This is a genomic window from Streptomyces sp. NBC_00727 (genome assembly GCF_045161745.1).
Taxonomy (GTDB): Bacteria; Actinomycetota; Actinomycetes; order Streptomycetales; family Streptomycetaceae; genus Streptomyces.
The window spans coordinates 3,037,613-3,051,886 of record NZ_CP108981.1; the positions used below are offsets into that span (position 1 = coordinate 3,037,613).

12 protein-coding genes and 2 rRNA genes are annotated in these 14,274 nt (G+C 67.8%); 3 read left to right on the forward strand and 11 right to left on the reverse strand.

Annotation, left to right across the window (positions count from 1 at the left end; all coding sequences use genetic code 11):
• Positions 1-150: 150 nt before the first annotated feature.
• Complete coding sequence (locus OG242_RS13595) at positions 151-426, reverse strand: glutaredoxin family protein (protein ID WP_405898424.1); 276 nt, start codon at positions 424-426, stop codon at positions 151-153.
• A gap of 105 nt (positions 427-531) precedes the next feature.
• Between OG242_RS13595 and OG242_RS13600 the strand changes: the two genes are divergently transcribed.
• The 3 genes from OG242_RS13600 to OG242_RS13610 all read left to right on the forward strand — a co-directional run bounded on the left by OG242_RS13600 (position 532) and on the right by OG242_RS13610 (position 3,974).
• Positions 532-1,464, forward strand: a complete 933-nt coding sequence (locus OG242_RS13600; protein WP_405898425.1) for an HAD family hydrolase — start codon at positions 532-534, stop codon at positions 1,462-1,464.
• 287 nt (positions 1,465-1,751) lie between these two features.
• The gene (locus OG242_RS13605) at positions 1,752-2,528 is read left to right on the forward strand and encodes an ECF subfamily RNA polymerase sigma factor, BldN family (protein WP_405898426.1); all 777 of its coding nucleotides are present in this window, start codon (positions 1,752-1,754) and stop codon (positions 2,526-2,528) included.
• A gap of 246 nt (positions 2,529-2,774) precedes the next feature.
• Positions 2,775-3,974 carry a DUF5667 domain-containing protein gene (locus OG242_RS13610; RefSeq protein WP_405898427.1) on the forward strand — a complete coding sequence of 400 codons (1,200 nt, stop codon included), beginning with the start codon at positions 2,775-2,777 and terminating at the stop codon, positions 3,972-3,974.
• Positions 3,975-3,998: 24 nt separating this feature from the next.
• Here the strand turns inward: OG242_RS13610 and OG242_RS13615 are convergent, their stop codons facing one another.
• From OG242_RS13615 to OG242_RS13660, 10 genes are all read right to left on the reverse strand, one after another.
• The gene (locus OG242_RS13615; protein WP_405898428.1) at positions 3,999-5,027 is read right to left on the reverse strand and encodes a lysophospholipid acyltransferase family protein; all 1,029 of its coding nucleotides are present in this window, start codon (positions 5,025-5,027) and stop codon (positions 3,999-4,001) included.
• A 15-nt stretch (positions 5,028-5,042) separates the two neighbouring features.
• Positions 5,043-6,116, reverse strand: coding sequence for an NAD-dependent epimerase/dehydratase family protein (locus tag OG242_RS13620; protein ID WP_405898429.1), 1,074 nt, complete (start codon positions 6,114-6,116; stop codon positions 5,043-5,045).
• A gap of 135 nt (positions 6,117-6,251) precedes the next feature.
• A complete protein-coding gene (locus OG242_RS13625) occupies positions 6,252-6,350 on the reverse strand; it encodes a 30S ribosomal protein bS22 (protein ID WP_003948845.1) in 99 nt (32 codons plus the stop codon).
• Positions 6,351-6,460: 110 nt separating this feature from the next.
• Entirely contained in the window at positions 6,461-6,673 is a 213-nt protein-coding gene (locus OG242_RS13630) for a helix-turn-helix domain-containing protein (RefSeq protein WP_018525026.1), read from the reverse strand.
• A gap of 127 nt (positions 6,674-6,800) precedes the next feature.
• Positions 6,801-7,616: a phosphatase gene (locus OG242_RS13635; protein ID WP_405898430.1), complete on the reverse strand. Its 816-nt coding sequence runs from the start codon at positions 7,614-7,616 to the stop codon at positions 6,801-6,803.
• 112 nt (positions 7,617-7,728) lie between these two features.
• Positions 7,729-8,901: an acetoin utilization protein AcuC gene (locus tag OG242_RS13640; protein ID WP_405898431.1), complete on the reverse strand. Its 1,173-nt coding sequence runs from the start codon at positions 8,899-8,901 to the stop codon at positions 7,729-7,731.
• Complete coding sequence (locus OG242_RS13645; RefSeq protein WP_405898432.1) at positions 8,870-10,075, reverse strand: MFS transporter; 1,206 nt, start codon at positions 10,073-10,075, stop codon at positions 8,870-8,872. The genes OG242_RS13640 and OG242_RS13645 overlap by 32 nt, the downstream gene beginning before the upstream one ends.
• Positions 10,076-10,117: 42 nt before the next feature.
• Positions 10,118-10,762 carry an HAD family hydrolase gene (locus OG242_RS13650; protein ID WP_405898433.1) on the reverse strand — a complete coding sequence of 215 codons (645 nt, stop codon included), beginning with the start codon at positions 10,760-10,762 and terminating at the stop codon, positions 10,118-10,120.
• Positions 10,763-10,833: 71 nt separating this feature from the next.
• Positions 10,834-10,950 (reverse strand): 5S ribosomal RNA (rrf, locus tag OG242_RS13655).
• Between the two features lie 78 nt (positions 10,951-11,028).
• Positions 11,029-14,153: ribosomal RNA gene (locus tag OG242_RS13660) — 23S ribosomal RNA — on the reverse strand.
• Between the last annotated feature and the right edge of the window lie 121 nt (positions 14,154-14,274).

Genomic DNA, 14,274 nt, shown 5'->3' on the forward strand with positions numbered 1-14,274 from the left:
TGACCGGGGTCACGCACATACGTCGTGCGATCCAGGAACCATGGATCGCATCAGCCCGTTGCGGGCCCGAAGGGGGCACAGCAGCACACACTCCTCACAGCCACGCCCCCGAGACCACTCAAAACGCCCACGATGGTAACCGGGTTTCACTCAGGAAAGCAGCGCGCTGCGCAGTCTCACCGGGTCGACCCGCCAGAACGTGTGCTGTTCGCCGTCCACGAGCACGACGGGGATCTGCTCCCAGTACTCCCGGTACAGCTCCTCGTCCCGGGCGATGTCCTTCTCCTCCCAGGAGGCGCCGGTCTCCTCGCACACGGCGCGCACCACCGCGCGGGCGTCGTCGCAGAGGTGGCAGCCGGGCTTCCCCACCAGGGTCACCACACGCTCGGCGGGGTTCTTCTTCCTACGACGCAGCAGGGCACTCATGCCCTCATTCTGCGGCCCCCGCGGAGCTGTCCCGGACACCTGGAGTTCACACCGCGGCACCACGGCGGAACCGGAAGGGCCGGGACGACTGGCTATGCTCACCGCATGGCCGCTTTTGGATGGCTCACCCCCCGCAGGCGTTCCGCGACCGCACGCAGCGTGCTGGCGGGCGAGGCGGCGGCGGAGGCCGCGCGGAAGTCCTCGCTCGAAGCCGAATCCGCCGCCGAGGAGACCGAGGCGCGGGAGCCCGAGTTCCCCGTCGTCGGCGACGAACGGGCCGCCGCCTTCTTCGACCTCGACAACACCGTGATGCAGGGCGCCGCGATCTTCCACTTCGGCCGCGGCCTCTACAAGCGCAAGTTCTTCGAGCGCCGCGAGCTCACCCGGTTCGCCTGGCAGCAGGCGTGGTTCCGGCTGGCCGGCGTCGAGGACCCGGAGCACATGCAGGACGCCCGCGACAGCGCCCTGTCCATCGTCAAGGGCCACCGCGTCTCCGAGCTGATGTCGATCGGCGAGGAGATCTACGACGAGTACATGGCCGACCGCATCTGGCCCGGCACCCGCGCCCTGGCCCAGGCCCACCTCGACGCCGGCCAGAAGGTCTGGCTGGTCACCGCCGCCCCGGTGGAGACCGCCACGATCATCGCCCGCCGCCTCGGCCTGACCGGGGCGCTCGGCACGGTCGCCGAATCGGTCGACGGCGTCTACACCGGGCGCCTGGTCGGCGAGCCCCTGCACGGCCCCGCGAAGGCCGAGGCGGTCCGCGCCCTGGCGGCGGCGGAGGGCCTGGACCTGGCGCGCTGCGCCGCGTACAGCGACTCGCACAACGACATCCCGATGCTGTCGCTGGTGGGCCACCCGTACGCGATCAACCCGGACACCAAGCTCCGCAAGCACGCACGCGCCCTGGACTGGCGGCTGCGCGACTACCGCACCGGCCGCAAGGCGGCCAAGGTCGGCATCCCGGCCGCCGCCGGTGTCGGCGCGCTCGCGGGCGGCACCGCCGCGGCCGTCGCCCTGCACCGCCGCCGCCGCTGACTCTCCGCGTCCGCGTGCGTCAACACCGGGCACTCTTTTCACCGACCACAACCCGTTGCGCCCGCAGACAGATCTCGAAGCGAATCGATCAACAAGCGGTCACGATGTGCGACTTGGTGCGTCGAAAAGTTGGCACGGAAGCGACCCAACCGGTGATTTCCGCAACTCGGCGTAGCGTCGCCTGTACGAAGCGTTATTCTCCTCAGACGCATTCCGGACCCGCCACTCACTACGACGAGTGACGGTTTCGCACTGCTCGTGATGGAAGCTCTGCCTCTGGGAGTCCCGTGTACCCACACGTCGGGGTTGACGCCTCGGGCCTGGCTACGCTGCGCGCATCAGTAGCCGAACGCATGCGCGGCTTCGTCCCCACCGCGTACGCCGTACCCGCATTCGCCACCCCTGCACCTGCCGGCCCCTGCTATGCCCTGGCCGAACGCGCCGCGGCGGTCGGAAGACGCGGCAGTCGCGGCGCGGCGACCGCCGCTCCGGTCCGGCGGCCCGCCGCCGACAGCGACAGCGCGCGCATGATGGAGCTCGTCGAGCGCGCCCAGGCCGGCGAGGCCGACGCCTTCGGCCGCCTCTACGACCAGTACAGCGACACCGTCTACCGCTACATCTACTACCGCGTGGGCAGCAAGGCGACGGCGGAGGACCTCACCAGCGAGACCTTCCTGCGCGCCCTGCGCCGCATCTCCACGTTCACCTGGCAGGGCCGCGACTTCGGCGCCTGGCTGGTCACGATCGCGCGCAACCTGGTCGCCGACCACTTCAAATCCAGTCGTTTCCGGCTGGAAGTGACCACCGGCGAAATGCTCGACGCCAACGAGGTCGCCCGCAGCCCCGAGGACTCCGTCATGGAGTCCCTCTCCAACGCGGCGCTCCTCCAGGCCGTGCGCCGGCTCAACCCCCAGCAGCAGGAGTGCGTGACCCTGCGCTTCCTGCAAGGCCTCTCGGTCGCCGAGACGGCCCGTGTGATGGGCAAGAACGAGGGCGCGATCAAGACCCTCCAGTACCGCGCGGTCCGCACCCTCGCCCGGCTCCTCCCGGACGATGCCCGCTGACGCCGCCTCCCCCGGCCGGGCCGGCTCCGACGGCAGTGCCCCTCCCGGCACCGGGTTCAGCGCGCACTGGTCCGATCATCTTTCGTGCGTAACCCAAGTGCCGCGCCACTCGTTGTGCCGGTTGCAGGCCCCCTGTCGTCACACCATGTCCGCAGACGCTCACTCGATCGTGTGGAAGCGCTCAAGGTGTGCAACCTTCCGGACAGCCAGGGGAGTCGACCGTCATGACGAGAGGAGGTGCCGCCAGTGATCGCAAACGTCTCGGCACACCGGCGGGCGAACGCCTTCGCCCAGGCCCTGGAGGAGCAGTCGCTCCGCGGTGCGGCGGCCGTACAGCCCGAGGACCCGGCCGAACAGGCCGACCGAGGACCGCTGTTGGCCCTGGCGAACGGCCTCGGTGAGCTACCGAAGCCGGTATTGGACCCCGAGGTCAAAGTGGTGCAGCGAGCCCAGCTCGTCGCCGCCATGGAAGCCATGTTCGCCCAGGGAGGCGCGCCCGCGGACCCTACGGTGCCGGGGCAACGGAGCAGGGGCAGCCACCGCGCCTCCCCGCTCCGCAAACTGCGCCCCAGATCCCGCTGGACGAAGGGCCTCGCCGCCGGCGGGCTCACCGTCGGTGTGGCCGCGGGAGCCTTCGGCGGCGTCGCCGCTGCCAGCTCCGACGCCCTCCCCGGTGACTCGCTCTACGGGCTGAAGCGCGGCATGGAGGACATCCACCTCGGCCTCACCCGCGACGACACCGACCGCGGCGAGATCTACCTCGACCAGGCGTCGACCCGCCTCAGCGAGGCCCGCCGGCTCATGGAGCGCGCCCGCTCGGGCCACCTCGACCACGAGCAGCTCGGCGAGATCCGGCGCACGCTCAACGGCATGACCCACGACGCCACCGAGGGCCACCGCCTCCTCCACGCCGCGTACGAACGGGACGGCGCCCTCGGCCCGATCCAGACCCTGGACTCCTTCTCCCGCTCCCACCGCGACAGCTGGACCAGCCTCCGCGACCGCCTCCCCGTCCAGCTGACCGACGTGGGCAACCAGGTCAGCTCGGTCTTCGAGGCCATGGACGAAGAGGTCGCACCGCTGCAGTCGCTGCTCCCGCGCCCCCCGGAGAAGAGCGCCGGATCCCAGCGTTCCGGCTCCACCGGCACCAGCGCGGACCCCACCACCGGCGCACCCACCCCGTCGCCCTCGTCCTCCGCGCGCCACAAGGACGCCGGCGGCACGGGCACCAGCTCCTCGCCGCGCCCCTCGGACACCGGCAGCAGCCCGGCCGACGGCCTGATCGGCGGCGGCACGGACGGCCTCTTCGACCCGCCGTCCCCCGACGCGAGCAGCCCCTCGAAGGAGACCCCGAGCTCGACGCCGACGCCGGACATCACCATCCCGCCGCTGCTCCCGGGCCTGATCGGCGGCCTCGGCATCGACGCGGAGGACGACAAGGGCTGACCCGCACCGGTGCGGCGGCGGCCGTCAGAAGAACACCGACCGCCGCTGCACCAGCAGCTTGTACAGCGTGTGCTGGATCTGCTCCCGCACCTGGTCCGTCAGGTTGAACATCAGCATCGGGTCCTCCGCCGCCTCCAGCGGATAGCCGTCCGTCGGAATCGGCTCGCCGAACTGGATCGTCCACTTCGTCGGCAGCGGCACCGCCCCGAGCGGCCCCAGCCAGGGGAACGTCGGCGTGATCGGGAAGTACGGGAAACCCAGCAGCCGCGCCAGCGTCCTGGAGTTCCCGATCATCGGATAGATCTCCTCGGCGCCCACGATCGAGCACGGCACGATCGGCACCCCGGCCTTCAGCGCCGTCGACACGAAGCCACCCCGCCCGAAGCGCTGGAGCTTGTACCGCTCGCCGAACGGCTTGCCGATCCCCTTGAAGCCCTCCGGCATCACACCGACGACCTCGCCCTTGCGCAGCAGCCGCTCCGCGTCCTCCGCGCACGCCAGCGTGTGCCCGGCCTTGCGGGCCAGCTCGTTGACGACCGGCAGCATGAAGACCAGGTCCGCCGCGAGCAGCCGCAGATGGCGCCCCGCCGGATGGTGGTCGTGCACCGCGACCTGCAGCATCAGCCCGTCCAGCGGCAGCGTCCCCGAGTGGTTGGACACGATGAGCGCCCCGCCCTCGGCCGGGATGTTCTCGACGCCCTTCACCTCGACCCGGAAGTACTTCTCGTACACCGGCCGCAGCAGCGACATCAGGACCTGGTCGGTCAGCTCCTCGTCGTAGCCGAACTCGTCCACGTCGTACTCACCGGTGACCCGCCGCCGCAGGAACGCCAGCCCGCCCGCGATCCGCCGGTCCCAGGCGCCCCGCTCGGCTTCCCCGGCCCGCTGAGCGCCCTCCTGACGGCTCTCCCGGTGCTCGCCGGGGTCCGCCTGCCCCGGCAGGGCGCTGACCGACCCCGTACCGCGTACCGGAGGGCGCCGGCGCGCGGCGCGCGGCAGACCCCCCGGCCGCGAACGGTCGTCGTCGAACGGAATGACCTTGGCATCCGCCATCGTCGCTGCGCTCCTCTACCTGGCGCTCGGGGTCGGGTGGGTGTCGCCGCCGGTCCCGGCGATCCGGGGCACCGCCGCGGCCACGCGGTCCACGGCCCGGCCGACCGTGCCGGGCGGCAGGAGCCCCGGCGCCCGGCTGCGCGCGAAGTCCGCGAACGTCTCCCCCGTGGAGTACTGCGGCACGAATCCCAGCGTCTCGCGCATCTGGACCGTGGAGACCACCCTGCCATGGGTGAGCAGCCGGATCTGCTCCGGCGAGAAGTCGGTCATGCCGACCGCCCGCAGCGCCTGCCCGACCCAGGTGACCGCGGGCAGCAGCATCGGCACCGTCGGCCGCCCCAGCCGCCGCGCGCACTGCGAGAGCAGCAGCACCCCGTCGCCCGCGATGTTGAACGTGCCGCTGTTCAGCGTCCCGCGCCTCGGCTCGCCGGCCGCGATGCCCAGGACGTCGATGACGTCGTCCTCGTGGACGAACTGGAGCCGCGGGTCGTACCCGAAGACGGTCGGCAGCACCGGCAGCGACAGATAGTCGGCGAGCGGCGAGTCCGCGTCGGGCCCCAGGATGTTCGCGAACCGCAGCACGCACACGGCCACGTCCGGCCGGCGGCGCGCGAAGCCCCGTACGTACCCCTCGACCTCCGCCGCGTCCTTCGCGAAGCCGCCGCCCGGCAGCGACTTGGGCGGGGTCGTCTCGTGGAAGACCGCCGGATCGCGCGGCGCCGAGCCGTACACGCCGGTACTGGACTTCACCACGAGCCGCTGCACCGCCGGGGCCTTCTGGCAGGCGCCGAGCAGCTGCATGGTGCCGATGACGTTGGTCTCCTTGACCGCCGTACGCGCCTGGGCCCCGAGCGCGAAGCCGCTGACGTCCAGGTGCACGACGGTGTCCACGGCGTGCTCGGCGAGGACTCTGGCGACGGCGGGCCCGCGGATGTCCGCCCGGACGAAGAGGGCGTCGCCCAGCTCGTGCCCCGGCTCGACCGCGTCGACCGCGATCACCCGCTCCACGTCCGGATCACGCTGGACACGCCGCACGAAACGGCCGCCCAGCTGCCGGGCCGCTCCCGTGACGAGCACGACCTTCCCCAAGATCAGCGCCTTCCGTCGGTCTCCCGCATTCGGTCGGTCAGGACGTCACCGTAACCGGTGAGCACCCCCGCACACAGCACCGCAGCCCTCCCGCCGGAACGGCGGGAGGGCTGCGGATTCACGAACTGCGTTCGCCTACTTCTTGTTGCGACGCTGAACGCGCGTGCGCTTGAGCAGCTTGCGGTGCTTCTTCTTGGCCATCCGCTTACGCCGCTTCTTGATAACAGAGCCCACGACTACCCTCGCTCACTTCTTCTTCACTGGTGCGGGGCGTCTGGGCCCACACGACCTACGTCGGCCTAGCCTACCCGCCACCGCGTGAGGGACGTAATCCGAGGGGAATGTCAGGCCGATGCCACCCCCACGAAGGACTCGCGCAGATACTCGTGAACCGCTTGCTCCGGCACCCGGAAGGACCTGCCCACCCGGATCGCCGGCAGATGACCGCTGTGCACCAGGCGGTACACGGTCATCTTCGACACCCGCATGACCGAGGCGACTTCCGCCACGGTCAGAAACTTGACCTCGTTCAGAGGCCTCTCGCTGTCAGCAGCCATGACTCACCTGTACCTTCCGCACGAGACGCGCACCGGCTTCCCCTCCGGTGACTCTTCGTCGTTGTGCGCTCACTCCCCAGGTTAGGGGCGGGTGATGCGAGTGGGGAAGAGGAGAGACGATCGGCCGCTACTGTGACAGACATGCCCGATTGAGTACATAGCGCGTGAGCGGCAGGTAGTACGCGGACCGCACCGCGTCGTCCAGCGGAACGGCCACCGCCACCCGCCCCTCGGCCTCCCCGACGAACAGCGCGGGGTCGTCCGTATCGGCGAGACCGATCGCCTCGATGCCCAGCTGACCTGCACCGCAGACCCATCCGTGGTCCCCGACGACGAGCTCCGGAACCGGTCCGCACCCGGCCGCGGCGGCCTCCAGGGCGACCCGCACGGGCAGCGGCGAGTGGGAGTGTGCGCCGGTGCCACCGCCGGCCGCCCCCGCGCCGGGTTCACGCACCAGCGCGACGCCCCGTACGTAGTCGAGGTGGTACGCACGTACGCCAAACCGAGTCGTTATGTCGATACATCGGCCCTGTGCCGGAGTGAGAACGGGGCAGCCCGCCGACGACAGGGCGTCTGCCAGCGCCGCGTAGAAGCCGATCAGCCGGTGCGGATGCCCGGTCCCGAAGAGCACCGGAACCCGTCGCGCCGCCGCCTGCGACAGCCGCGCGGCGAACGCGTCGAGCCCCGCCACCGTCCGCTCCGGATCGATGACATCGGGCCCCGACACATGCGTGGGATCGTCCGAGACCCCGCACCTGTCCGCCATCAGCTCCAGCAACTCCCGCTCGCCCCAGCCCCGTCCGGGGTCGAGGCCGAGCGTCACCCGGGGGTCGCGGGCCGCGAACAGCCGATAACTCCGCAGGCTCACCTCACGCGAGGTCGCCACGGGCCCGGCCAGCCGGGCCGCCAGCAGATGCGCACGCAGCGCTCCGGTGCTCAACACCCCACCGATGCTGCCCGAACCGGCCCTTCCGGGGGCCAAAAGCCCGATTACGCCCCACAGTCGGCGTAACCCGTACTCAACCCCGTAACGCCGGGGGCCATCCGTGCCCGCGTCAGGTGAGCAGGCCCCGCAGCGGGAACGCCGCACGCCGTGTCGCCAGCACCGCCTGGTCCAGCCGGTCCGCCGGGTCGTACCCGTCCTCCCACGCCGACCACGTGGGCGCCCGCCCGTCCGTCATCCGCGCGGGCCCCAACTGCCGCGTGCGCGCGTACACCTCGTCCCGCCACGACGACGGGATCACCGACTCCGGGTCGACCGGCGCATGCGCGGCGATGCCCACGAGGTGCGTCCAGGACCTGGGCACCACGTCCACCACCGCGTACCCACCGCCGCCGAGGGCCACCCAGCGGCCGTCGTCGGCGTAGGTGTGCGCCAGGTCGTGGCAGGCCGCCATCACGGACCGCTGCGCGTCCAGCGACACCGCCAGGTGCGCCAACGGGTCCTCGAAGTGGGTGTCCGCCCCGTGCTGCGACACCAGCACCTGCGGCCGGAAGTCGGCCAGCAGCTCGGGCACCACGGCGTGGAACGCCCGCAGCCACCCGGCGTCCCCGGTCCCGGCCGGCAGCGCCACGTTGACGGCGCCGCCCTCACCGGGCCCCGCCCCGGTCTCCTCCGGCCAGCCGGTCTGCGGGAAGAGCGTCCGCGGGTGCTCGTGCAGGGAGATCGTCAGGACCCTCGGGTCCTCCCAGAAGGCCGCCTCCACCCCGTCGCCGTGGTGCACGTCCACATCGACGTACGCGACGCGCTCGGCGCCGAGCTCCAGGAGCCGCGCGATGGCCAGCGCCGGGTCGTTGTAGATGCAGAAACCCGCGGCTCCCCCGGGCATCGCGTGGTGCAGCCCGCCGGTGAAGTTCACCGCGTGCCGGGTCTCGCCCCGCCACACCGCCTCGGCGGCGGCCACGGACTGCCCGGCGATCAGCGCGGACGCCTCGTGCATCCCGGCGAACGCGGGGTCGTCCACGGTCCCGATGCCGTACGTCTGGTCCGCCGCACGCGGATCGGCCGAGGCGGCCTTCACCGCCGCCACGTAGTCCGGCCGGTGCACCAGCCGCAGCGTGGAGTCCCCGGCGGACTTCGCCGTCACCACGTCCACCGCCCGGTCGAGACCGAACGCCCGCACGAGTCCCATCGTCAGGGCGAGCCGGACCGGGTCCATCGGGTGGCTCTCCCCGAAGTCGTAGCCCGTTACTGCGTCATCCCACATCAGCTGTGCGCGGCCGCTCATGCCCGCCACCGTATCGGGCGGGTTCCGCGCCGAACGACTTGGCGTACAGGAGCGTCGCGAGCACCAGCACCATCGGCACCAGCATCGCGCCCCGGTAGCTCCAGGCGTCCCCGAGCGCCCCGACCAACGGGGAGCCGACCAGGAAGCCCACGTAGTTGAAGATGTTCAGCCGCGCGATCGCGGTGTCGCTGGCCCCGGGGAACATCCGCCCGGCCGCGGCGAAGGTCTGCGGCACGATCACGCACAGCCCGAGCCCGAGCATGGTGAACCCGAGCATCCCCGTCCACGCCCCGCCGGCGACGGCCACCACGGCGAACCCGGCCGCCGCGAGCACGGTCCCGCCGCGCACCACGGCGACCGCTCCGAACCGCCGTACGCCGAGGTCCCCGACGGCCCGCCCCAGCAGCGTAGTCACCATGTAGACGTTGTACGGCACGGTGGCCAGCTGCTCCGAACTGCCCAGCACGTCCTGGAGATACTTCGCGCTCCAGTTGGAGACCGTCGAGTCCCCGATGTACGCGAAGCTCATCACCAGGCACAGCGGCAGCAGCAGCCGGAACGAGACCGCTCCGGCCCCCTTCGCCGCCTCGCCGCCCGTCTCGCGCTGCTCGTCGGCGCCCTCCACGTACCACCGGCTCCCGATGAACGCCGCGGGCAGCAGCACCACGACCGCCGGAAGGTACGAGGCCAGCAGCGACAGGTCCCAGTGCGCCCCGGCCCAGGCCAGGGAGGCCCCGGCGATCCCGCCCAGGCTGTACGCGGCGTGGAAGCCGAGCATGATGGAGCGCCCGTACGCCCGCTGCAGGCTGACGCCCATCATGTTCATGGACGCGTCCAGCGCACCGACGGCCAGCCCGAACGCCCCGAGCGCCAGGGCGGCCGCCCAGAGCTCGCTGCCGGCGCCGACGCCGAGAAGCGCGAGGAGCACGACGGGCTGGGCCCACCGCAGCACCACCCGCGGCCGCACCCGCGCGACCACCTTCTCGGTGAGCACACTGCCCACCCCGGCCAGGATCGGCACGGCGGCGAGGAACACGGGCAGCAGGCCGTCGGATATCCCGTACCGGTCCTGGATGGCGGGAATCCGCGTCACCAGAAGGGCGAAGGTGACCCCCTGCACGAAGAAGCTCAACGCGAGGGACGCCCTGCCGTGCCGCAACCGTGCATCTGTCATGGCCGCGAGCGTAGAGCCAGTTTCTACCCGTGGGTAGACGCGTCAGGCAAGCAATTCCGGCAGCTGTCCCATGTCGGAGAAATACCCGGTCACACCGCTCAGCCGGTCCGCGGGCATCATCGAGGTGAACCCGTACACGTCCATGCCGGCCGCCCGGGCCGCCTCGACGCCGAGCGGGCTGTCCTCGATGACCACGCACCGGCCGGGGGCGACGCCCATGCGTTCGGCGGCGAGGAGGAAGAGGTCGGGCGCGGGCTTGCCCCGGCCGACGTCCTCGGCGCTGAAGATCCACTCCTCCTCGAACCACTGGTCGAGCCCGGTCTCCCGGTGGCTGACCCGGATGCGCTGGTGGCTGCTGGAGGACGCGACACAGTAAGGGATGCCGTCGGCGACGAGCTTGCCCAGCAGGTCGCCGACGCCGGGGACGGGCTCCAGCTCCGCCTCGAACGCGGCGAAGGTCCGCGAGTGGAGCGTGACGTCGAAGTCCTCCGGCAGCTTGGTCCCGGTCCGCTCCTGGACGAGGTCGTGGACGCGGTGCACGGCGGATCCCATGTAGTCCCGCAGGGATTCCTCGTACGAGGTGGGGTGCCCGAGCTCCGTGAGATAGCCGGCCAGGACGGTGTTGGCGATCGGCTCGCTGTCGACGAGCACACCATCGTTGTCGAAGATGACAAGTTCGTAGCGCATGGCACGACCTTAAAGGGTCGGAACGCGAAAAAGCCCCGTGCCACAAGGGCACGGGGCTCTTCCTAAAAGGAGTTCGGCGGCGTCCTACTCTCCCACAGGGTCCCCCCTGCAGTACCATCGGCGCTGAAAGGCTTAGCTTCCGGGTTCGGAATGTAACCGGGCGTTTCCCTAACGCAATGACCACCGAAACACTATGAAATTGAACCAACCGGATATTGACACGGCTGTTCGTTATTTCAGAACTAACACAGTGGACGCGAGCAACTGAGGACAAGCCCTCGGCCTATTAGTACCAGTCAGCTCCACCCGTTACCGGGCTTCCACATCTGGCCTATCAACCCAGTCGTCTACTGGGAGCCTTAACCAATCAAGTTGGTGGGAATACTCATCTCGAAGCAGGCTTCCCGCTTAGATGCTTTCAGCGGTTATCCTTTCCGAACGTAGCCAACCAGCCATGCCCTTGGCAGAACAACTGGCACACCAGAGGTTCGTCCGTCCCGGTCCTCTCGTACTAGGGACAGCCCTTCTCAATATTCCTACGCGCACAGCGGATAGGGACCGAACTGTCTCACGACGTTCTAAACCCAGCTCGCGTACCGCTTTAATGGGCGAACAGCCCAACCCTTGGGACCGACTCCAGCCCCAGGATGCGACGAGCCGACATCGAGGTGCCAAACCATCCCGTCGATATGGACTCTTGGGGAAGATCAGCCTGTTATCCCCGGGGTACCTTTTATCCGTTGAGCGACAGCGCTTCCACAAGCCACTGCCGGATCACTAGTCCCGACTTTCGTCCCTGCTCGACCCGTCGGTCTCACAGTCAAGCTCCCTTGTGCACTTACACTCAACACCTGATTGCCAACCAGGCTGAGGGAACCTTTGGGCGCCTCCGTTACTCTTTAGGAGGCAACCGCCCCAGTTAAACTACCCATCAGACACTGTCCCTGATCCGGATCACGGACCCAGGTTAGACATCCAGCACGACCAGAGTGGTATTTCAACGACGACTCCACAACCACTGGCGTGGCCGCTTCAAAGTCTCCCACCTATCCTACACAAGCCGAACCGAACACCAATATCAAACTATAGTAAAGGTCCCGGGGTCTTTCCGTCCTGCTGCGCGAAACGAGCATCTTTACTCGTAGTGCAATTTCACCGGGCCTATGGTTGAGACAGTCGAGAAGTCGTTACGCCATTCGTGCAGGTCGGAACTTACCCGACAAGGAATTTCGCTACCTTAGGATGGTTATAGTTACCACCGCCGTTTACTGGCGCTTAAGTTCTCAGCTTCGCCACCCCGAAGAGCAGCTAACCGGTCCCCTTAACGTTCCAGCACCGGGCAGGCGTCAGTCCGTATACATCGCCTTACGGCTTCGCACGGACCTGTGTTTTTAGTAAACAGTCGCTTCTCGCTGGTCTCTGCGGCCACCCCCAGCTCAGGAAGCAAGTTCCCTCACCAGTGATGGCCCCCCTTCTCCCGAAGTTACGGGGGCATTTTGCCGAGTTCCTTAACCATAGTTCACCCGAACGCCTCGGTATTCTCTACCTGACCACCTGAGTCGGTTTAGGGTACGGGCCGCCATGAAACTCGCTAGAGGCTTTTCTCGACAGCATAGGATCATCCACTTCACCACAATCGGCTCGGCATCAGGTCTCAGCCTTAATGTGTGACGGATTTGCCTACCACACGGCCTACACCCTTACCCCGGGACAACCACCGCCCGGGCTGGACTACCTTCCTGCGTCACCCCATCGCTTACCTACTACAAGTCTGGTTCATCGGCTCCACCACTACCCTCAACTCCGAAGAGATCGGGCCGGCTTCACGGACTTAGCATCGCCTGATTCAGTATTGGGCGTTTCAAAGCGGGTACCGGAATATCAACCGGTTGTCCATCGACTACGCCTGTCGGCCTCGCCTTAGGTCCCGACTTACCCTGGGCAGATCAGCTTGACCCAGGAACCCTTAGTCAATCGGCGCACACGTTTCTCACGTGTGTATCGCTACTCATGCCTGCATTCTCACTCGTGAACCGTCCACAACTCGCTTCCGCGGCTGCTTCACCCGGCACACGACGCTCCCCTACCCATCCATACAGGCGTTGGCCCTATGCGTATGAATGACACGACTTCGGCGGTACGCTTGAGCCCCGCTACATTGTCGGCGCGGAATCACTTGACCAGTGAGCTATTACGCACTCTTTCAAGGGTGGCTGCTTCTAAGCCAACCTCCTGGTTGTCTCTGCGACTCCACATCCTTTCCCACTTAGCGTACGCTTAGGGGCCTTAGTCGATGCTCTGGGCTGTTTCCCTCTCGACCATGGAGCTTATCCCCCACAGTCTCACTGCCGTGCTCTCACTTACCGGCATTCGGAGTTTGGCTAAGGTCAGTAACCCGGTAGGGCCCATCGCCTATCCAGTGCTCTACCTCCGGCAAGAAACACACGACGCTGCACCTAAATGCATTTCGGGGAGAACCAGCTATCACGGAGTTTGATTGGCCTTTCACCCCTAACCACAGGTCATCCCCCAGGTTTTCAACCCTGGTGGGTTCGGTCCTCCACGAAGTCTTACCTCCGCTTCAACCTGCCCATGGCTAGATCACTCCGCTTCGGGTCTTGAGCGCGCTACTAAACCGCCCTATTCGGACTCGCTTTCGCTACGGCTTCCCCACACGGGTTAACCTCGCAACACACCGCAAACTCGCAGGCTCATTCTTCAAAAGGCACGCAGTCACGACGCACCGAGCAAGCTCGATGCGCGACGCTCCCACGGCTTGTAGGCACACGGTTTCAGGTACTATTTCACTCCGCTCCCGCGGTACTTTTCACCATTCCCTCACGGTACTATCCGCTATCGGTCACCAGGGAATATTTAGGCTTAACGGGTGGTCCCGCCAGATTCACACGGGATTTCTCGGGCCCCGTGCTACTTGGGTGTCTCTCAAACAAGCCGCTGATGTTTCAGCTACGGGGGTCTTACCCTCTACGCCGGACCTTTCGCATGTCCTTCGCCTACATCAACGGTTTCTGACTCGTCTCACAGCCGGCAGACTGTGAAAGAGAGATCCCACAACCCCGCATGCGCAACCCCTGCCGGGTATCACACGCATACGGTTTGGCCTGATCCAGTTTCGCTCGCCACTACTCCCGGAATCACGGTTGTTTTCTCTTCCTGAGGGTACTGAGATGTTTCACTTCCCCTCGTTCCCTCCACACTGCCTATGTGTTCAGCAGCGGGTGACAGCCCATGACGACTGCCGGGTTTCCCCATTCGGAAACCCCCGGATCAAAGTCTGGTTGACGACTCCCCGGGGACTATCGTGGCCTCCCACGTCCTTCATCGGTTCCTGGTGCCAAGGCATCCACCGTGCGCCCTTAAAAACTTGGCCACAGATGCTCGCGTCCACTGTGCAGTTCTCAAACAACGACCAGCCACCCATCACCCCACCCATAACCGGGTGAGTGCACTGGGGCCGGCAACCGAAGGACGACCATGACGGCCGTACCTTC

Coding starts and splice junctions, on each gene's coding strand:
- OG242_RS13595 (WP_405898424.1), bottom strand. CDS start 426: ATGAGTGCCCTGCTGCGTCGTAGGAAGAAGAACCCCGCCGAGCGTGTG.
- OG242_RS13600 (WP_405898425.1), top strand. CDS start 532: ATGGCCGCTTTTGGATGGCTCACCCCCCGCAGGCGTTCCGCGACCGCA.
- OG242_RS13615 (WP_405898428.1), bottom strand. CDS start 5,027: ATGGCGGATGCCAAGGTCATTCCGTTCGACGACGACCGTTCGCGGCCG.
- OG242_RS13630 (WP_018525026.1), bottom strand. CDS start 6,673: ATGGCTGCTGACAGCGAGAGGCCTCTGAACGAGGTCAAGTTTCTGACC.
- OG242_RS13640 (WP_405898431.1), bottom strand. CDS start 8,901: ATGAGCGGCCGCGCACAGCTGATGTGGGATGACGCAGTAACGGGCTAC.
- OG242_RS13645 (WP_405898432.1), bottom strand. CDS start 10,075: ATGACAGATGCACGGTTGCGGCACGGCAGGGCGTCCCTCGCGTTGAGC.
- OG242_RS13650 (WP_405898433.1), bottom strand. CDS start 10,762: ATGCGCTACGAACTTGTCATCTTCGACAACGATGGTGTGCTCGTCGAC.